We start from the raw sequence: 20,144 nt of genomic DNA, 5'->3' as shown, positions 1-20,144 counted from the left end.
CTGTTTTTGCGTTGTTTGTGAGGGCCTCATCGGGGGCAAGCCCCCTCCCACAGGGGAATGCATTTCACCATGTGGGAGGGGGCTTGCCCCCGATGGCTTCAGTCAGAGCACCACCGTTCTATTGGCATTCAAGAACACCCGTCGCTCAATGTGATACCCCACCGCCCGGGCCAATGTCAGCCCTTCGATATCCCGCCCCTTGGCAATCAAATCCTCGGGATAGTGGCTGTGGTCCACCACCTCCACGCCTTGGGCAATGATCGGGCCCTCGTCCAGGTCATTGTTGATGTAATGCGCGGTAGCGCCGACCAGCTTCACGCCCTTGTTGTAGGCCTGGTGATACGGCTTGGCGCCCTTGAACCCCGGCAGCAACGAGTGATGAATGTTGATGGCCTTGCCATCCAGCTTGCGGCACAGCTCCGGCGACAGCACTTGCATGTAGCGCGCAAGAATCACCAGTTCGGCGCCGGTCTCTTCAATCACTTGCCACACCTGACGCTCCTGGGACGGTTTGTCGTTGGAATCGAGGGGGAAATGGTAGTAGGGAATCTGGTGCCAGTCAGCCAATGGCTTGAGATCAGGGTGATTGGACACCACCGCGACCACGTCCATCGACAATTGGCCGATGCGCTGGCGGTACAACAGGTCGTTGAGGCAGTGATCGGCCTTGGAAACCATGATCACCACTTTTGGCCGGTAGTTAGGCGCCGTCAGCTCGAAGATCATGCCAAAGGCTTCACCGCGCGTGGCCAGGCCGTCGCGGAAGGCTTGCTCGTCAAAACCGTCGGGCTGGCGGAATTCCACACGAATAAAAAACCGGCCCGAGAGGCGGTCATCGAACGAATGGTGCTCGGTGACGTAGCAGCCCTGTTCGAACAGGTAGCGGGTGACCGCGTCCACCGTGCCGAGCACGCTGGGGCAGTCGGCAGTCAAAATCCATGTATCAGGTGCGCGGCTCATCGTGTGTAACTCCTCAGGCTTGAACACTCAGGCCGAATTCGGCGGACGCATCCTGCAGCCACAACCACCAGTAGTCCGAGAAGCTGCGACGAATCACCAGTTCCCAGGTGTCTTCGGCCGTGTGGCGGATCACCAGTTGCGACTTGGCGAACACCGTGCCCACCGCCTTGCCCACCGGGAAATTGTTGGGGTGCACGTCGTAACTGGTGGACTTCATCAGCACGTCGCGCACATTCGGGCCGCTGAGTTCGAGGATTTGCTGGCCGCCGCTGACGTTGACGACCTGGATGTGCAGGTCGCCCAAGGCGGCGCGCAGGTTTTGCTCGGCGGCGAATTCTTCACCGCTTGGCACCACCAGCAGCCACTCATCCGGGCCGAGCCATTGCAGGCTGGTTTCGCCGTTGATGATGACTTGCAGGGCGCCAGGCAGTTCGATGCCGAGGGCTTTGTGCACGCCGGCAGCGAAGGCCGCATCGTGGCCATCGCCACGAAGGGTCAGGTGGCCGAGCAGTTTCTTTTCACGTACGGTCACGCCGGCATTCTTGCGGCCCTTGCCGACCAGGCTGGCGAGGTCGGCATGGTGCAGCGACGACTCGGCCTTGGCACCGGTGGTGGGGCGTTGTTGGTAAACATTGGCTGCTGTCATAAAGCACCTATCTGAATTCTGTTGTGCGGCTAATGGCCTCATCGGGGGCAAGCCCCCTCCCACAGGGGAATGCATTTCAACATGTGGGAGGGGGCTTGCCCCCGATACAGGCGCCTCGGTCTATCAGATGTTCTGCCGCTCACCTTTCGGGTCAAAGAACACCGAGGACACAATCTCCGCCTCGATCACGCTGCCATCGGCCTGCGGTGAGAACACCCGCTCGCCGATGCGCTTCAAACCGCCCTTCACCACCGCCATCGCAAACGAGTAACCCAGCGAGTTATGCGCATAGCTTGAGGTGACGTGACCGACCATCTTCATCGGGATCGTCTGCTTCGGATCGAACACCAGCTGCGCGCCTTCCGGCAGCCACACGGTCGGATCAATCGGCTTCAAGCCCACCAGTTGCTTGCGCTCTTCACGCACGCAGTCTTCACGGTTCATCCCGCGCCAGCCGATCCACGAGAACGGTTTGGTACGGCCTACGCACCAGCCCATGTTCAGGTCGTCCGGGGTCATCGAGCCGTCGGTGTCCTGGCCGACGATGATGAAGCCCTTTTCGGCCCGCAGCACGTGCATGGTCTCGGTGCCGTACGGCGTCAGGTTGTACTTCTTGCCGGCCTCGACGATCTGCTCGAGCACGCCCATGGCGTAGTCGGCCTGCACGTTGACCTCAAACGACAGCTCACCGGTAAATGAGATACGGAACACCCGCGCCGGCACGCCGCCGACCAGGCCTTCTTTCCAGGTCATGAACGGGAAGCCGTCCTTGTCCAGGTCGATGTCGGTGACCTCACTCAGCAGCTTGCGGCTGTTGGGGCCGGACAGGGTCATGGTCGCCCAATGGTCGGTGACCGAGGTGAAGTACACCTTGAGGTCCGGCCACTCGGTCTGTTGGTAGATTTCCAGCCACTGCAATACGCGAGCGGCGCCGCCGGTGGTGGTGGTCATCAGGAAGTGGTTGTCGGCGAGGCAGGCAGTCACGCCGTCGTCGAAAACCATGCCGTCTTCCTTGCACATCAGGCCGTAGCGCGCCTTGCCCACGTCGAGCTTGGTCCAGGCGTTGCTGTAGATGCGGTTGAGAAACTCGCGGGCGTCCGGGCCTTGAATGTCGATCTTGCCCAGGGTGGACGCATCCAGCAGGCCGACGCTGTCGCGCACGGCCAGGCATTCGCGTTTGACGGCGGCGTGCAGGTCTTCGCCATTGCGCGGGAAGTACCACGGGCGTTTCCACTGGCCGACGTCTTCAAACTCGGCGCCGTTTTTCACGTGCCAGGCCTGCAGCGCGGTGTAACGCACCGGCTCGAAGATGTGCCCACAGTGGCGGCCCGCAACGGCGCCGAAGGTGACCGGCGTGTAGTTGGGGCGGAACATGGTGGTGCCCATCTGCGGGATGGTCACGTTCAGCGAACGGGCCGCAATCGCCAGGCCGTTAACGTTACCCAACTTGCCCTGGTCGGTGCCGAAGCCCAGCGCGGTGTAGCGTTTGACGTGCTCGACCGACTCGAACCCTTCGCGGGTCGCCAGTTCGATGGCGGCGGCGGTCACGTCGTTTTGCAGGTCGACAAATTGCTTCGGCGCCCGTGCAGTGGCTTTCTCGTGAGGCACCTGGAACAGTGCCAGCGTCGGCTCTTCCAGACGGCTCAAGGCTTTGGGCAGCGTGCCTTCCACCGGCGAAAAACCGGCTTCGCTGGCCGCGCGCACGCCGCCTTCAAAACCGTCGGCCAGGGAATCGCCAAGGCCGTAGACGCCATTGATGCCACCGACGCACACGCGTTTTTGCGGCGCTTCGCCCGGTACGAAACCGAGAATGTCTTCACGCCAGGTCGGCTTGCCGCCCAAGTGCGAAGCCAAGTGCACCACCGGGCTGTAACCGCCGGAGCTGGCGACCAGGTCGCACTCCAGCCACTCGCCGGGGCTGGTGACTTTGTGCGCTTTGACGTCGATGGCCGCCACGCGGGCGCCGGTCACGTGCTTGCTGCCACGCGCTTCGATCACGGCGCTGCCGGTGAGGATGCGAATGCCTTTGGCGCGGGCTTCTTCCACCAGCGCACCGCGAGGGTTGTGGCGCGCATCGGCCACAGCCACGACGGTGAGGCCGGCGTCGAACCAGTCCAGCGCTACGCGGTAGGCGTGGTCGTTGTTGGTCGACAGCACCAGTTTTTTGCCCGGAGCCACGCCGTAACGGCGCACGTAAGTCGAGACCGCGCCAGCGAGCATGTTGCCCGGCACGTCGTTGTTGCCGTACACCAAAGGGCGCTCGCAGGCACCGGTTGCCAGCACCACACGCTTGGCACGCACACGGTGGATGCGCTGACGCACCACGCCAATCGGCGCACGGTCACCGAGGTGATCGGTGAGGCGTTCGTGAATGGTCAGGAAGTTGTGGTCGTGGTAACCGTTGACGGTGGCGCGAGGCAGCAGCACCACGTCCGGCAGGGCTTTGAGTTCAGCGATCACGCTGGCAACCCATTCGGTGGCGGGTTTGCCGTCGAGGCTTTCACGGGAATCCAGCAGCGAGCCGCCGAATTCTTCCTGCTCATCGGCGAGGATCACACGGGCACCGCTGCGCGCGGCAGCCAGTGCGGCGGCCAGGCCAGCAGGGCCGGCGCCAACCACCAACACGTCGCAGTGACGGTTGAAGTTGTCGTAGGTGTCCGGGTCGTTCTCGGTCGGCGAGCGACCAAGACCTGCGGCCTTGCGGATGTACTTCTCGTAGGTCATCCAGAACGATTGCGGGTACATGAAGGTTTTGTAGTAGAAACCCGGCGGCATCAGCTTGCCGCCGACCTTGCCGAGAATGCCCATCATGTCGTTGTTCACGCTCGGCCAGCCGTTGGTGCTGGTGGCGACCAGGCCTTGGTACAGCGCCTGTTGCGTGGCGCGCACGTTAGGGATTTGCGTGGCTTCGGTGGCGCCGATCTGCAGCACCGCGTTCGGCTCTTCGGCGCCGGCGGCAAAGATGCCGCGCGGGCGCGAGTACTTGAAGCTGCGGCCGATGATGTCGACGCCATTGGCCAGCAAGGCGGCGGCCAACGTGTCGCCCTCAAAACCTTTGTAGCTCTGGCCGTTGAAGGTAAACGTCAGGACTTTATTACGGTCGATGCGACCACCGTTGGACAGGCGATTGATCTGGCTCATACCTTCTCTCCAGAAGCCTTGGCGGTGAATTGCGGCTGGGTGCCTATCTTGTAGGTTTCAAGAATTTCGTAGGTCACGGTGTCGCGCGTGGCGTTGAAATACTGGCGGCAACCGGCGGCGTGAATCCACAGCTCGTGGTGCAGGCCACGCGGGTTATCGCGGAAGAACATGTAGTCGCCCCACTGCTCATCGGTGCAGGCGTTGGGGTCCAGCGGGCGCGGGATATGCGCTTGGCCGGATGCGTGGAATTCCTCTTCGGAGCGCAGTTCGCCACAGTGAGGACAGAAGATATGCAACATAGGAATTTCTCCTGTTAGTGGGCGACGGCCGCAGCGCCGTGTTCGTCGATCAACGCACCGTTGTGGAAACGGTCGATGGAGAAAGGCGCGGCCAGCGGGTGCATTTCACCCTTGGCCAGGCTTGCGGCAAACACGTTGCCTGAGCCCGGCGTGGCCTTGAAGCCACCGGTGCCCCAACCGCAGTTGAAGAACATGTTCGGCACCGGCGTCTTGGAGATGATCGGGCAGGCGTCCGGCGTGGTGTCGACGATGCCGCCCCACTGACGGTTCATGCGCACGCGCGACAGCACCGGGAACATCTCGACGATGGCCTGGATGGTGTGTTCGATCACCGGGTACGAGCCACGCTGGCCGTAGCCGTTGTAGCCGTCGATACCGGCGCCGATCACCAGGTCGCCCTTGTCGGACTGGCTGATGTAACCGTGCACGGCGTTGGACATGATCACGCTGTCGATAATCGGCTTGATCGGCTCGGAAACGAGCGCTTGCAGCGGGTGGGATTCGATCGGCAGGCGAAAACCCGCCAACGAAGCCATGTGCCCGGAGTTACCGGCCGTCACCACACCGACGCGCTTGGCGCCGATAAAACCCTTGTTGGTTTCCACGCCGATGCACACGCCGTTTTCTTTGCGAAAGCCGATCACTTCGGTCTGCTGGATCAAGTCCACACCGAGTGCGTCCGCCGCGCGGGCAAAGCCCCAGGCCACGGCATCGTGACGGGCCACGCCGCCGCGCCGTTGCACGGTGGCACCGAGTACCGGGTAGCGGGTGTTTTTCGAGCAGTCGAGGTACGGGATCTCGTCGGCGACTTGTTTGGCGTTGAGCAGTTCGCCGTCCACGCCGTTGAGGCGGTTGGCGCTGACGCGGCGCTCGGAGTCACGGATGTCTTGCAGGGTGTGGCACAGGTTGTAGACGCCACGCTGGGAGAACATCACGTTGTAGTTCAGGTCCTGAGACAGGCCTTCCCACAGTTTCATCGCGTGTTCGTACAGGTGCGCCGACTCGTCCCACAGGTAGTTGGAACGCACGATGGTGGTGTTGCGCGCGGTGTTACCGCCGCCCAGCCAGCCTTTCTCGACCACGGCCACATTGGTGATGCCGTGTTCTTTGGCCAGGTAGTAGGCGGTCGCCAGACCATGCCCGCCACCGCCGACGATGACCACGTCGTAGACCTTTTTCGGCGTGGGCGTGCGCCACATCTTCTGCCAGTTTTCGTGGTGGCTGAGTGAGTGTTTGAAGAGGCCGAAGCCCGAGTAGCGTTGCATAGTCATTACTCCAAAACCGCGCTCAGCGATAAACCGGGAAATCAGCGCACAGGGCAGACACGTGCTTGGCCACGTTGGCCTCGACGTCGGCGTCGCCGAGGTTGTCGAGGATGTCGCAGATCCAGCCGGCAAGCTCGATGCATTGCGGCACTTTGAAGCCACGCGTGGTCACCGCCGGGGTGCCGATGCGCAGGCCCGAGGTCACGAACGGCGACTGCGGGTCATTCGGCACGGCGTTCTTGTTGACCGTGATGTGGGCGCGGCCAAGGGCGGCGTCCGCCTCTTTGCCGGTGAGGCCCTGACGGATCAGGCTGACCAGGAACAGGTGGTTGTCGGTGCCGCCGGACACCACGTCGTAGCCGCGCTTGATAAACACACTGGCCATGGCCTGGGCGTTTTCGATCACTTGTTGCTGGTAGACCTTGAAGCCAGGCTCCGCCGCTTCCTTGAAGCACACCGCCTTGCCGGCGATCACATGCATCAGCGGGCCACCCTGGGCACCGGGGAAGACGGCGGCGTTGAGTTTTTTCTCGATTTCTTCATTGGCCTTGGCCAGGATCAAACCGCCACGCGGACCGCGCAGGGTCTTGTGGGTAGTGGTGGTAACCACGTCGGCATACGGCAGCGGGTTCGGGTACAAACCAGCAGCCACCAGGCCGGCGACGTGGGCCATGTCGACAAACAGCAGCGCGCCAACCTTGTCGGCAATCGCGCGGAAACGTGGGAAATCCAAAGTCTTGGAATAGGCAGAGAAACCCGCCACCACCATCTTCGGCTTGTGCTCCACCGCCAGGCGCTCGACTTCGTCGTAGTCGATCAGGCCGGTGTCGGTGTTGATGCCATATTGCACCGCGTTGTACAGCTTGCCCGAGGACGACACTTTGGCGCCGTGGGTCAAGTGACCGCCATGGGCCAGGCTCATGCCGAGGATGGTGTCGCCGGCGTTCAGCAGCGCCAGGTACACCGCGCTGTTGGCGGACGAGCCGGAGTGCGGCTGCACGTTGGCGTAATCGGCGCCGAACAGCTGCTTGGCGCGCTCGATGGCCAGGGCTTCAACCTTATCCACATGCTCGCAGCCGCCGTAGTAGCGCTTGCCGGGGTAGCCTTCGGCGTATTTGTTGGTGAGGCCGCTGCCCTGAGCTTCCATCACGCGTTTGCTGGTGTAGTTCTCTGACGCGATCAGCTCGATATGATCTTCCTGACGCTGCTCCTCGGCATTCATCGCCGCCAGCAAGGCGTCGTCATATCCCTGGATCTGGTCTTTTTTGCTGAACATCGCGTCTCTCCCAGCCTTTCGTATTGTTGAGGCCCGTGCAGGGCCCTTTGATGCGATGGTAGGGCTGGCGCAGACAGGTCAAATGCCTACGGACGCCACGCAAAGGTGCGTTTACGACATAGCGGCAACAACGCAGAACAAATGTGGGAGGGGGCTTGCCCCCGATAGCGGTGGATCAGCTTGCACATGTGTCGGCAGACACACTGCCATCGGGGGCAAGCCCCCTCCCACACGGGTTAGGCGATGATCTTGCGCACAAGTAGCAACATCAGGAAATGCAGTGGATACAGGGCATACGCCCAACGGCGCATGGCCGGAGGCGAGACGTTTTTGGCCTGTCGCAACAAGACCAAACCGGCCAACGGCGCGATCAGGCAAGCGGCCAATCCCAAAAGCGCCACGGGCGTGCCGCTGTTGAGCAAAATCTGCCATTGATTGGCGGCCACACAGACCAACCCTGGCAACGCGCTGAAATACCAAGGTCGACGAAACACCATCAGCATCGCCAGCGGCAGCAAGACACCGAAAAAACCGAACATCAACTGCGTGGAAAACACCGCGGCCAAAGCGAGGGCGATCAGCGCCAATGCTCGATCAAAAAGCGCCTTCTGCTGCCATCCTCGGGCAACCAGCAGGCCCAGCGCCAGGGTCGGCAGCACGTTCAAGGTATCGGCATCGTCGATAAACAGTCGGTACGGCACTTCGCTGATCACACTGAACAGCAGCAGCCAGCCCAGGTACCGCCATTGGCCCGTTACCGGCGCATCTTTGACCCGGTGCAGGTTCGCCGCAATCGCCAGGCAAAACCACGGGAATGCGAGGCGCCCCGGCACGTACAGGCCATCCAGGCTCCAACCCACATAGCGCAGGTGATCCAGGACCATGCTCAGCAGCGCCAGCCACTTGAGCAGGTCCAAGGCGCCATCGCGCGCCTGCTTGGCAGGAATCGTTTCAGTACCGTGCATAATTCCCCAGTGACTTTGCATTTACAGTGCGTGCGCCCGCCCAACATTCTTGGTTACAGTGCGCACCAACATCGACCACAGGAATGGGCCATGACCGACAAGAGCCAACAATTCGCCAGCGACAACTATTCCGGCATTTGCCCGGAAGCCTGGGCCGCCATGGAACTCGCCAACCAGGGCCATCAACGCGCCTACGGCGATGATGAATGGACCCACCGCGCCGCCGACGGTTTCCGCAATCTGTTCGAAACCGACTGCGAAGTCTTCTTCGCCTTCAACGGCACCGCCGCCAACTCGCTGGCGCTGTCCTCGCTGTGCCAGAGCTACCATAGCGTGATTTGCTCGGAAACCGCCCACGTCGAAACCGACGAATGCGGCGCGCCGGAGTTTTTCTCCAACGGCTCCAAGCTGCTCACCGCCCGCACCGAAAACGGCAAGCTGACCCCGGAATCGATCCGCGAGATCGCGCTCAAGCGCCAGGACATTCATTACCCCAAACCACGCGTGGTCACCCTGACCCAAGCCACCGAAGTCGGCAGCGTGTACACCCCGCAAGAAATCCGTGCGATCAGTGCCACCTGCAAAGAACTGGGCCTGAACCTGCACATGGACGGCGCACGCTTCTCCAACGCCTGCGCGTTCCTCGGCTGTTCCCCGGCCGACTTGACCTGGAAAGCCGGCGTGGACGTATTGTGCTTCGGCGGCACGAAAAACGGCATGGCGGTGGGTGAAGCCATCCTGTTCTTCAACCACAAGCTGGCCGAAGACTTCGATTACCGCTGCAAACAGGCCGGTCAGCTTGCATCAAAGATGCGCTTTCTCTCGGCGCCGTGGGTGGGCCTGCTGGAAAACGACGCCTGGCTCAAACACGCACGCCACGCCAACCACTGCGCGCAATTGCTGAGCAGCCTGGTGGCAGACATTCCTGGTGTGGAATTGATGTTCCCGGTGCAAGCCAACGGCGTGTTCCTGCAACTCTCGGAAGCGGCCATCGAGGCCTTGACGGCCAAGGGCTGGCGCTTTTACACCTTCATCGGCAAAGGCGGCGCGCGGTTCATGTGTGCGTGGGATACCGAAGAAGAGCGCGTGCGCGAATTGGCGGCAGACATCCGCGAAGTGATGGGCGCCTGAATTCACCACTGAACAAAATGTGAGAGGGGGCAAGCCCCCGATAGCAGTCTTTCAGTCAATGCATCAGTGACTGTTCCACTGCCATCGGGGGCAAGCCCCCTCCCACATTTGACCCTGCCCGTTTGAGGGTTTGGCCTATCAGAACTCGATCCGCACATCACCCTTCGGCACACTGCAGCACGACAGGATGTAGCCTTCGGCCTCGTCTTCTTCGGTAATCCCGCCGTTGTGGTCCATCTCGACCTCCCCGCCCAGCTTCATCACCTTGCAGGTGCCGCAGATGCCCATGCCGCAGGCTTTGGGAATCAGCAGGCCAAGCTTGGCCGCAGCGGCGTGGACGGTTTCGCCCGGCGCCACACGAATGCTCTTGCCCGACGCAATGAATTCCACCTGATGCAGGTCGGCCAAGTCGATTTCCGGTGCGTCGGCCGCCTGTTCGGCTTGCTCCACCGCGTCGGCACGCGCTTCCGGCGGTGTCGCGCCAAAGGACTCTTCGTGGTAGCGCGTCATATCAAAGCCCGCCACTTCCAGCAGGCGCTTCACCGCGTTCATGTACGGCGTAGGGCCACAGCAGAACACTTCGCGCTCAAGGAAGTCCGGCACCATCAGTTCGAGCATCTTGTGGTTCAGGTAGCCGCGATAACCGGCCCAGGGCTCGCCCAGGCCGTGTTTTTCACAGATCAGGTGCAGGCTGAAGTTGTCGATCCGCGACGCCATGTGTTCCAGCTCGCGGTGGTAAATGATGTCTTTGGGTGAGCGCGCGCTGTGGATAAAGGTCATGTCGACATTGGCGTTGGTGTCGTAATACCACCGCGCCATGGACATCACCGGCGTGATGCCGACACCGCCGCTGAGGTAGAGAACCTTGGGGTTGCTGAAATCGATGGCATTGAACAGCCCCACCGGCCCGTGCACCGCCAACTCCTGGCCTTCATGCAGTGTGTCGTGCAGCCAGTTGGAAACCTTGCCGCCCGGCACGCGTTTGATCGTCACCGAAAAGCTGTACGGCACCGACGGTGAACTGGAAATGGTGTAGGAGCGCATGATCGGCTGGCCGTCGATTTCCAGCTCCAGGGTGACGAACTGCCCCGGCTTGAAAAAGAACAGGATCGGCTGGTCGGCCATGAAGCAGAAGGTGCGCACGTCCCAGGTTTCCTGGATGACTTTGACGCAACGGACAATGTGCCGACCATTGGCCCAGGTCTGGGTGGTGACCGGATTCAGGAAGCTGTTGGACATGCTGTTCTCCGCAGCCGTATATCGGCCTGATGGTGGCGATTCTGCGTAACGCGAGAAACGTCCATTTACCTATCTGCGACATTCACATACTTATCGCGACCAGCCCCCATACCACGGGGGTTGCGCGTCGGGATCAGAGTGGGCCATGTCGCTAATGGACAAGGTTCTGGCCTTTGCCGGGCCCACACTCGCTCCCAACAACGACGCTTTCTTTACGCCTTGCTGCAAAACCTGATCAGCCACTATTCGCCGGCCACACAGAATGGCCCTGAGGACACACACGATGGACGTCACCGCAACCTTAAGCTTGGGCGATCCGCTGGAACCCGCACGCAAGGCCACCGCGCAAATGCTGCAAGAGCGCGAGCGCACTTTTTCGCTGCCGCAGCCGTTTTACTCTGACGAGCGGCTGTTTGATATCGACATGCAGGAGATCTTCCAGAAAGAGTGGTTGATCGCCGGCATGACCTGCGAGATCCCCACCAAAGGCAATTACCTGACCCTGCAAGTGGGCAAGAACCCGATCATCGTAATCCGTGGCGCCGAAGGCGTGGTGCATGCCTTTCACAACGTGTGCCGCCACCGTGGGTCGCGCTTGTGCACCAGCGACAAGGGCAAGGTTGCCAAACTGGTGTGCCATTACCACCAGTGGACCTACGAGCTGGACGGCCGCCTGCTGTTCGCCGGCACCGAGATGGGCGCCGACTTCGACATGAAGCAGTACGGCTTGAAACCCGTGAACGTGAAGACCGCCGGCGGCTACATCTTCATCAGCCTGGCCGAGAACCCGCCGGCCATCGATGACTTCCTGTCGACGTTGAACCACTACATGGAACCCTACGACATGGAAAACACCAAGGTGGCGATCCAGACCACCTTGTTCGAAAAGGCCAACTGGAAGCTGGTGCTGGAAAATAATCGCGAGTGCTACCACTGCAACGCCTCGCACCCGGAATTGTTGAAAACCCTGCTGGAATGGGACGACGTCACTGACCCGCGCGCCGACCAGGCCTTCAAGGACCACGTCGCCGCTTCCGCCGCCGCCTGGGGTGCCGAGAAGATCCCTTACGCCCACGCCAGCTTCGGCCTGCGTAACCGCATCGTGCGCATGCCACTGCTCAAGGGCACCGTGTCGATGACCCTGGACGGCAAGCAAGGCTGCAACAAGCTGATGGGCCGCATCAAGAACCCGGACCTGGGCTCGATGCGCATCCTGCACCTGCCGCACTCGTGGAACCACTGCATGGGCGATCACATCATCGTGTTCACCGTGTGGCCGATCAGCGCTCAGGAAACCATGGTCACCACCAAGTGGATCGTGCACAAGGACGCCGTCGAAGGCGTGGACTACGACGTGGAGCGCATGCGCAAAGTGTGGGACGCCACCAACGATCAGGACCGTCGCCTGGCCGAAGAAAACCAGCGCGGGATCAACTCCACCGCCTATCAGCCAGGGCCTTACTCCAAGACGTATGAGTTTGGTGTGGTGAATTTTGTGGATTGGTACAGCGAGCGCTTGCTGAGCAACCTGGGCGCTGCGCCGGCGCCATACCTCAAGGGCGTGGCCGCACACGAGTAACTGACACGCGACCGATCAAAATGTGGGAGCGGGCTTGCCCGCGAATGCAGTGGATCAGCCAGCCCATCGGGTGACTGACACACCGCCTTCGCGAGCAAGCCCGCTCCCACATCAGGTTTCCACACTGCTCAAGAATTGATCAACTCCCTTGCAACCCTTTCCCGCCTTGCCCTCCAGCCTTCGCCCAACAACTTATCCACAAAGCCACCCACAGCAATTGTGGGCAAGTGCGCGGTCTTCTGAAAATAAATGAAGAAAATCCGTGACTTATTCCAGCCGTGCGCTTTCGTAATCGTTTGATCACTTATTGATCAACTCTCTGATAGCCGCTAAATACGTGGCCTGTGGCAGTACGCGAACACCTTATCCACAGAAGCACCAACAGACTTTGGGGGCAACTTTACCGATGCTGTGGAAAACCGCGTCAACCCTTCATAAATCGCGGGTTTCAAGGTTTTGATTGAGCAAATAGCGCGAATTGATCAAATTTTGATCGCATCAATGAAAGCCTTTATCTACGTGGCCTGCAGCCGGTAGCGAACATCTTATCCACAGAAGCGCCAACAGACTTTGGGGGCAAGTCGGTACCGGCGAAAGAAGTTATTCATAGAAAAACCCCAGGAAAAACCGCTGGTTAGCCTGGTTGTTTTTCGTACAGGGGGCTACAGGGCTTGATTTACCGGGGTTGTGGACAACCGCGAACAGGTTATCCACAGACGGGTCAACAGGGATTGTGGGTAAGCCCACTAATCAATGTGGGAGCCGGCTTTTCTGTGGGAGCCGGGCTTGCCCGCGATGCAGGCAACTCGGTTTATCAGTTAGACCGAAGTGAGGCTATCGCAGGCAAGCCAGCTCCCACACAAACCAGCTCTCACAGGGCATCAGCGCACCACGCCTTCTTCAATCAGCAGCTTGAGAATGGCCTCAGCACCCGCCTCGGGACTAAGCCCCTTGAGCACTTGCCCGCCGCCGCCGCTGGCCTTGGCCGTGGCGGCCTTCATGCGGTCGGCGCCGCTCTTGGCCTTGATCACCTTGAGGCGCTTGGGCCGAGGCTTGGCCGGCTGCAGCACCGCACCTGTGAATAACTCATCCTGTTCAATCTCGACTTCATGGGCGGCCAATTCTCCGCGCTGCCCAGGGCCGTAGGCGCTTTGCCGTGGCTTGGGCGCGGCGTTATCCACCGTGGCCAGAAACGGCAGGCGCACCTTCAAGCGCCGCCGCTGCCCGCGCGGCAAGGCTTGCAGCACGTGGGCGATGCCGCCGTCGATGGACTCCACCTGCGCCAGGCCGACAATCAGCGGCCAGCCCAGTTGCTCGGCCAGCAGAAACGGCAACATGCCCGAGCCCTCGCCGGTTTCCGCCTGGCTGCCGGTGAGCACCACCTGGGCACCGGCACCGCGCAGGTAATCGCTGAGGGCAGGCAAGGCGTCAGCGCCGTCCGGCTGCTCAAGCACATGCAATTGCGGCAAACCCATGCCCAGGTAACTGCGCAACGTCGGCTCGTGAATGTTGCCGGCGTGCAGCACCTGCAACTTATCCCCAGCCATTTGCAGGCCCAACTCGACGGCGCGAGCATCCTGCTCCGCGCGGCGTGGCCGGCCAGAAGTGGGGTGGGCGCCGATGGATACCAAGCTGATTACAGGTGTTGTCATGGTCATGTCCTTAAGCCGCATCGCGCTTGGCGCCGTTTCGGTAGGCCTCGACCGCAGCGATCAAGGCTTGCAGAATCGCGGCGCTCTCGCCGATCACCGACAGGTCGGCACGCTTGATCATGTCGCAGCCGGGGTCGAGGTTGATCGCCACCACCTTGTCGCAGGCGCCAATGCCTTGCAGGTGCTGGATCGCCCCGGAAATGCCCACGGCCACGTAAACCCGCGCCGTGACCCAGGTGCCACTGGCGCCGACCTGGCGATCACGCGCCATAAAGCCATCGTCCACCGCCACCCGCGAGGCGCCTTCGGTGGCGCCCAGGGCCGCGGCGGTCCGGTGGAACAGTGCCCAGTCCTTCACGCCATTGCCGCCGGAGAAAATAAACTCCGCTTCGGCCATGGGAATCGCGCCGGGGTCCACCGCCACCGCACCGAGGTCTTCGATACGCGGCAAGCTGCGCGCCAAGGGTGTGGATAACTCCACGGGCAATGCCTCGTGACGTGTTTCGCTGACCGGTTCGGCGCACTCCACGGCCGCCAGGATCAGGCGCGGCAATGGCCGGGCCAAGTCTTCCTGGCCCGCACCCGCGCGGCCGATGCATTCTTCGCCCTTGATCTGCCAGACCCGCGTGGCCGGGCGCTCCTTGAGGCTGGCGGCAAAACGCCGACCCAATTCACCACCACCGCTGCGGCTGTCCGGCAGCAGCCAGTGGCGCGGGTTGAACTGGTTATCCACAGCCCGCAGGCCCTGGACGCGTTGCTCCGGTGAATAACCGTCGAATTCGTGGCCTTCCAACACCAGCAGGCGATCAACGCCGGCCGTGGCAAAGGCACTTTCCTTGTGTTCGCCAAACACCACCGCCAGCACAGCGCCGTCGCTGCCGGCGAGTTGCCGCGCCATGCCGAGCACGTCGCGGTCGTGGCTGCTCAGGCGGCCGCCGACCATGTCCGGCACCACGCTGATATAAAACGCCGGCGCCGGTACCTGATGCAGCGGCAACTGCACTTGCACCGCCGCTGTGCGCTTGGCCGCGCCGCCCTGCTGGGCACCGCTGCGGTCAATGCGTTTGATGCCGTTGGGGCCGATAAAACCGACCCCATGCATGTTCTTGCGGATGACGCCGTTGGGTCCCATCCAGCTGTGTTGCAGCGGCTGCATCGCCGCATGCAGCGGGTGCAGGCGGTTGCGGGCAATCCATTCGGCCCGTGGGTCGCGGCGGATAATGTCGCTCATCAGTGCACCTCCGCAGGTTCACGCTTAATCGGGGCTTTTGCCGGGGCGGCGTCTTCGAGCAAAGCGTCAGCCACCAGCTCGGCGATGTCTTTGATCAACGGGCGCGGTTCAACCACACCTTCGAGCATCGCCGTGCACTGCGGGCAACCCACAGCCACCAGCTCGGCGCCGGTTTCGCGGATGTCTTCCATGCGCATATCGGGAATGCGTTGCTTGCCGGGAATGTCAGTGATCGGCGCACCGCCACCGCCACCGCAGCAGCGTGAACGGAAGCCCGAGCGTTGCATCTCCTTGACCTCGATGCCCAGCGCGCGCAGCACTTGGCGCGGCGCCTCGTATTCGCCGTTGTAGCGGCCCAGGTAACAAGGGTCGTGATAGGTCACGCTGTCGCCTTTGTGCTGGCCCAGGTTCAACGCGCCGTCGCCGATCAGTTCGGCCATGAAGGTGCTGTGGTGCTGCACCCGGTAGCTACCGTTGAAGGCGCCGTACTCGTTTTTGAGTACGTGGAAGCTGTGCGGGTCGCAGGTGACGATGCGCTTGAAGCAGTATTTTTCCAGGGTCTGGATATTGCGCGTAGCCAGCAACTGGAAGGTGGCTTCATCGCCCAGGCGGCGCGCGACGTCGCCGCTGTCGCGCTCTTCCAGGCCGAGCACCGCGAAGTCGACCTTGGCCGCTTTCAGCACTTTGACGAAGGCGCGCAGGGTGCGTTGGTTGCGCATGTCGAAGGCGCCGTCGCCGACCCAGAACAACACGTCGGCGCTGCCTTTTTCACTGAACAGCGGCAGGTTCAAATCCGCCGCCCAGTTCAGGCGGCCGCCCGGTGCAAAACCGCCGGGGTTGTCGGTGGCGATCAGGTTTTCCAAGACTTCGGCGCCCTTGTTCGGCGTGGCGCCTTTTTCCAGGGTGAGGTGGCGGCGCATGTCGACGATGGCGTCCACGTGCTCGATCATCATCGGGCACTCTTCCACGCAGGCGCGGCAGGTGGTGCACGACCACAGGGTTTCGGCATCCACCAGGCCGTTGACGATCGGCTGGTGCGGGTTACCGGCATGTTCGCCCACCGGTTTGCCGGGATACGGGCTGCCGGCGAACTTGGCATCGGTGCCACCGGCCAGGCCGACCACCATGTCCTGAATCAACTTCTTCGGGTTCAGCGGCTGGCCGGCGGCGAACGCCGGGCAGGCGGCTTCACACTTGCCGCACTGCACGCAGGCATCGAAGCCGAGCAGTTGGTTCCAGGTGAAATCCTTGGGTTTTTCCACGCCCAGCGGCGCGGTTTTATCGCTCAAGTCCAGCGGCTTCAAGCCGGTGGAACGGCCGCCACCAAAACGTTCGGCGCGGCGGTGCCAGGCCAGGTGCAGTGCACCGGCGAAGGCGTGTTTCATCGGGCCGCCCCAGGTCATGCCGAAGAACATTTCCGACACGCCCCACAGCACGCCCAGGCTCAGCAATGCCGCCAGCAGCCAGCCGCCGAAGTCGGCCGGCAGAATCCCGGCCACCGGCAACGTCACCAGGAAGAAGCTCACCGAGAACGCCATCAGGCTTTTCGGCAGGCGCATCCACGGGCCTTTCGACAGGCGCGACGGCGGGTTGCGACGGCGCAGGTAGACGAACGTGGCGCCGACAAACATCAGCACCGAGGCCAGCAGCAAGGCGTAGCCGAGAATGCGGTTATGCAGGCCGAAACCGTGCACCAGAATCGCCAGCAACGCCGACAGCACAAAGCCCAGGGCGGTGGCGACGTGGGTGTTGGCGATGTATTTGTCGCGGGCGACCACGTGGTGCAGGTCGACCATGTAACGCTTGGGCATGGCCAGCAGACCGCCGAGCAGGTCGACCTTGGAGGCGCGGCCGCGGCGCCACATGTTCACCCGGCGCAGGGCGCCCAGCAAAGCCAGGCCCAGCGCCGCGAACAAAAGAACAGGCAGCAAGGTGTTCAACATGGTGAAGCTCCCACAAACCGCACATATCTACTGTGAAACTGGCCTGAATGTGGGAGGGGGCTTGCCCCCGAAAGCGGTGGGTCAGCTACAGCTGTATCACCTGACCCGCCGCCATCGGGGGCAAGCCCCCTCCCGCCTTTTTGACCGAGTTCACCTCGTCAGAAATCCTTGCACAGGCGCAGGGCGTCATAGATCGCGGCGTGGGTATTACGCTGCGCCACACAGTCACCGATGCGGAACAGCAAGTACCCCTCGCCCGGCTCGCTCAGGCACGGCTGCGGCTGGATCGCGAACAGCGCTTCGATGTCCATCTGGCCTTTGTTGCGTGAACCCTGCTTGAGCGCGTAGTAGATCTCTTCATCCGGACGCACGCCGTTCTCGACCACCACTTGATCGACCACGCGTTCTTCCTTGGCGCCGGTGTATTCGTTCTCCAGCACCGCCACCAGCTTGTCGCCTTCGCGGTAGACCTTTTCCAGCATCATGTCGCCGGTCATGATCACTTCTTTCGGGTACATGCTGCGGTAGTAGGTCGGGAACGACGTACCGCCCACGGCCACGCCCGGCTTGATGTCGTCGGTGACGATCTCGACCTGGCTGCCTTTGTCGGCCAGGAAGTCCGCCACCGACATGCCGGTGAATTCGCAAATGGTGTCGTACACCAGCACGTTCTTGCCCGGCGCAACTTTGCCGTCGAGCACGTCCCAACTGCTGACCACCAGGCCTTCGGCCGCGCCCCAATGTTCGTTCTGCTCCAGGAACGGGTGCCCGCCGACGGCCAGCACCACCACGTCCGGGCGCAAGTCGAGGATCGCATCGGCGTTTGACGCCACGCCCAGGCGCAGGTCGACGTTCAAGCGCGCCAGCTCCAGCTGGAACCAACGCGTAATACCGGCAATCTGGTCGCGCTGCGGTGCTTTGGAAGCGGTGGTGATTTGCCCGCCGATAAAGTCTTTCTTCTCGAACAACGTCACGTCATGGCCACGCTCGGCGGCGACGCGTGCGGCTTCCATCCCGGCAGGGCCGGCACCGACCACCACGACTTTGCGTTTGGGCCCGGTGGACTTCTCGATGATGTGCGGCACGCCCATGTATTCACGCGAGGTCGCGGCGTTCTGGATGCACAGCACATCCAGCCCTTGGTACTGGCGGTCGATGCAGTAGTTGGCGCCGACGCACTGTTTGACCTGGTCGATCTGGCCCATCTTGATCTTGGCGATCAGGTGCGGGTCAGCGATGTGCGCACGGGTCATGCCAACCATGTCCACGTAGCCGCCTTCCAGAATGCGCGTGGCCTGGTTCGGGTCCTTGATGTTCTGCGCGTGCAGCACCGGGGCCTTGACCACTTCCTTGATACCGGCGGCCAGGTGCAAAAACGGCTCCGGTGGATAACTCATGTTCGGGATCACGTTGGCCAGGGTGTTGTGGGTGTCGCAACCCGAGCCCACAACGCCGATAAAGTCGAGCATGCCGGTGTCGTCGTAATACTTGGCGATCTGTTTCATGTCCTCGTGGGACAGGCCGTCCGGGTGAAATTCATCGCCGCACAGGCGGATGCCCACGCAGAAATCCGGGCCGACCTCAGCCCGCACAGCCTTCAATACCTCAAGGCCAAAACGCATGCGGTTTTCAAAGCTGCCGCCCCATTCGTCGGTGCGCTTGTTGACGCGCGGGCTCCAGAACTGGTCGATCATGTGCTGGTGAACCGCCGACAGTTCCACGCCATCCAGGCCACCGGCCTTGGCGCGCGCCGCCGCGCTGGCGTAGTTGCCGATCACCCGCCAGATTTCTTCCGGCTCGATGGTTTTGCAGGTGGCGCGGTGCACCGGCTCGCGGATGCCCGACGGCGACAGCAATGTGGGCCAATGCTCGCCATCCCAGCGCGAGCGACGGCCCATGTGGGTAATCTGGATCATGATCTTGGCGCCATGCTTGTGCATGGCATCGGCCAGGTTCTGGAAGTGCGGGATGATCCGGTCATCGGCCAGGTTCACCGATTTCCACCAGCCTTGCGGGCTGTCGATGGCCACACTGGAAGAACCGCCGCAGATCGCCAGGCCGATCCCGCCCTTGGCTTTCTCTTCGTAATACTTCACATAGCGGTCGGTGGTCATGCCGCCGTCGGTGGCATACACCTCGGCGTGGGCGGTACTGAGCACGCGGTTGCGGATGGTCAGTTTGCCGATCTGGATCGGCGCGAACATTGCTTCGAAAGCCATGGCACGGTTCCTCGACTTACAACGGCTTGACGGTGAACAGGCCGTCGTCGTGGCCCTCTTCGGAGCCTCCGTACACTTGCTCGGCCACGGTGCGGATCTGACTGCCACGCGCCTGCAGAATCTGGTCCATGGCGCCGGCAAACCAGCCGGTGAACATGTAGTCGACCTTGCGCCCGACCTTGCCGTACACGTAGACAAATGCCGAGTGTTCGAGCTTGACGCTGGCGGTGCCTTTGTCGAGGTCGATGTCCTGGATCTTGAACAGGCCCCAGCCGCGTTGCGACAGGCGCTTCATGTAGTGCTCGAACACCGCGACGCCTTCCAGGCCGTGGCATTCAGCTTCTTTTTCACACCAGTGCCAGGCGGATTTGTAGCCGGCCTTGTAGAGGATTTCGGCGTAGGCATCTGCGCCCAGCACTTCCTCGATACCGATGTGGTTGTTGACGAAGAAATGGCGCGGCACGTACAGCATCGGCAGGGCGTCGGAGGTCCAGACACCGGTTTCGCTGTCGACTTCGATTGGCAATTGCGGGGCGATCTTGGCCATGGAAACTTAACTCCAGAAAATTCGTTTGAATGCCCCAGGCACCGAATGGCC

General features: G+C 61.9%; 15 protein-coding genes. 2 read left to right on the top strand and 13 right to left on the bottom strand.

Annotated elements, in window-relative coordinates:
* Nucleotides 1–102: 102 nt before the first annotated feature.
* The 7 genes from purU to ACM530_RS12345 form a co-directional block, all read right to left on the bottom strand.
* The gene (gene purU, locus ACM530_RS12375) at nt 103–960 is read right to left on the bottom strand and encodes a formyltetrahydrofolate deformylase (RefSeq protein WP_369302002.1); all 858 of its coding nucleotides are present in this window, start codon (nt 958–960) and stop codon (nt 103–105) included.
* A gap of 13 nt (nt 961–973) precedes the next feature.
* On the bottom strand, nt 974–1,606 hold the full coding sequence (locus ACM530_RS12370) for a sarcosine oxidase subunit gamma (protein WP_262209400.1): 633 nt from the start codon (nt 1,604–1,606) through the stop codon (nt 974–976).
* Between the two features lie 123 nt (nt 1,607–1,729).
* Nucleotides 1,730–4,747: a sarcosine oxidase subunit alpha gene (locus tag ACM530_RS12365; protein WP_416364863.1), complete on the bottom strand. Its 3,018-nt coding sequence runs from the start codon at nt 4,745–4,747 to the stop codon at nt 1,730–1,732.
* Nucleotides 4,744–5,046, bottom strand: a complete 303-nt coding sequence (locus ACM530_RS12360) for a sarcosine oxidase subunit delta (RefSeq protein ID WP_074847785.1) — start codon at nt 5,044–5,046, stop codon at nt 4,744–4,746. The genes ACM530_RS12365 and ACM530_RS12360 overlap by 4 nt, the downstream gene beginning before the upstream one ends.
* Nucleotides 5,047–5,060: 14 nt before the next feature.
* Nucleotides 5,061–6,311 carry a sarcosine oxidase subunit beta gene (locus ACM530_RS12355; protein WP_010207084.1) on the bottom strand — a complete coding sequence of 417 codons (1,251 nt, stop codon included), beginning with the start codon at nt 6,309–6,311 and terminating at the stop codon, nt 5,061–5,063.
* A 22-nt stretch (nt 6,312–6,333) separates the two neighbouring features.
* On the bottom strand, nt 6,334–7,587 hold the full coding sequence (gene glyA, locus ACM530_RS12350) for a serine hydroxymethyltransferase (RefSeq protein ID WP_106575582.1): 1,254 nt from the start codon (nt 7,585–7,587) through the stop codon (nt 6,334–6,336).
* A 236-nt stretch (nt 7,588–7,823) separates the two neighbouring features.
* Complete coding sequence (locus ACM530_RS12345) at nt 7,824–8,552, bottom strand: TraX family protein (RefSeq protein ID WP_416364862.1); 729 nt, start codon at nt 8,550–8,552, stop codon at nt 7,824–7,826.
* A 90-nt stretch (nt 8,553–8,642) separates the two neighbouring features.
* On the opposite strand from ACM530_RS12345, the gene ACM530_RS12340 reads away from it, so the two are divergent.
* Complete coding sequence (locus ACM530_RS12340; RefSeq protein ID WP_106575584.1) at nt 8,643–9,683, top strand: threonine aldolase family protein; 1,041 nt, start codon at nt 8,643–8,645, stop codon at nt 9,681–9,683.
* A 138-nt stretch (nt 9,684–9,821) separates the two neighbouring features.
* Here ACM530_RS12340 and gbcB read toward each other — a convergent pair whose 3' ends face one another.
* Entirely contained in the window at nt 9,822–10,922 is a 1,101-nt protein-coding gene (gbcB, locus tag ACM530_RS12335; protein WP_106575585.1) for a glycine-betaine demethylase subunit GbcB, read from the bottom strand.
* A gap of 283 nt (nt 10,923–11,205) precedes the next feature.
* Here gbcB and gbcA point away from each other — a divergent pair, with 283 nt between their 5' ends.
* Complete coding sequence (gbcA, locus tag ACM530_RS12330; protein ID WP_416364861.1) at nt 11,206–12,501, top strand: glycine-betaine demethylase subunit GbcA; 1,296 nt, start codon at nt 11,206–11,208, stop codon at nt 12,499–12,501.
* An 881-nt stretch (nt 12,502–13,382) separates the two neighbouring features.
* Here gbcA and ACM530_RS12325 read toward each other — a convergent pair.
* From ACM530_RS12325 to ACM530_RS12305, 5 genes are all read right to left on the bottom strand, one after another.
* Nucleotides 13,383–14,153 carry an electron transfer flavoprotein subunit beta gene (locus ACM530_RS12325; protein ID WP_242200652.1) on the bottom strand — a complete coding sequence of 257 codons (771 nt, stop codon included), beginning with the start codon at nt 14,151–14,153 and terminating at the stop codon, nt 13,383–13,385.
* Between the two features lie 10 nt (nt 14,154–14,163).
* Nucleotides 14,164–15,384 carry an electron transfer flavoprotein subunit alpha/FixB family protein gene (locus ACM530_RS12320; RefSeq protein WP_416364860.1) on the bottom strand — a complete coding sequence of 407 codons (1,221 nt, stop codon included), beginning with the start codon at nt 15,382–15,384 and terminating at the stop codon, nt 14,164–14,166.
* On the bottom strand, nt 15,384–17,327 hold the full coding sequence (gene dgcB / locus ACM530_RS12315; RefSeq protein WP_416364859.1) for a dimethylglycine demethylation protein DgcB: 1,944 nt from the start codon (nt 17,325–17,327) through the stop codon (nt 15,384–15,386). Before dgcB ends, ACM530_RS12320 begins: the two co-directional genes overlap by 1 nt.
* Nucleotides 17,328–17,485: 158 nt before the next feature.
* Nucleotides 17,486–19,546 carry a dimethylglycine demethylation protein DgcA gene (gene dgcA, locus ACM530_RS12310; RefSeq protein ID WP_416364858.1) on the bottom strand — a complete coding sequence of 687 codons (2,061 nt, stop codon included), beginning with the start codon at nt 19,544–19,546 and terminating at the stop codon, nt 17,486–17,488.
* 16 nt (nt 19,547–19,562) lie between these two features.
* Nucleotides 19,563–20,093: a DUF5943 domain-containing protein gene (locus ACM530_RS12305; RefSeq protein ID WP_016977793.1), complete on the bottom strand. Its 531-nt coding sequence runs from the start codon at nt 20,091–20,093 to the stop codon at nt 19,563–19,565.
* Between the last annotated feature and the right edge of the window lie 51 nt (nt 20,094–20,144).

It is taken from the genome of Pseudomonas sp. NFX183 (assembly GCF_047943075.1).
Taxonomy (GTDB): domain Bacteria; phylum Pseudomonadota; class Gammaproteobacteria; order Pseudomonadales; family Pseudomonadaceae; genus Aquipseudomonas.
The sequence above is the reverse complement of the archived record's forward strand: the minus strand, read 5'-3'. Positions and strand labels throughout refer to the sequence as shown.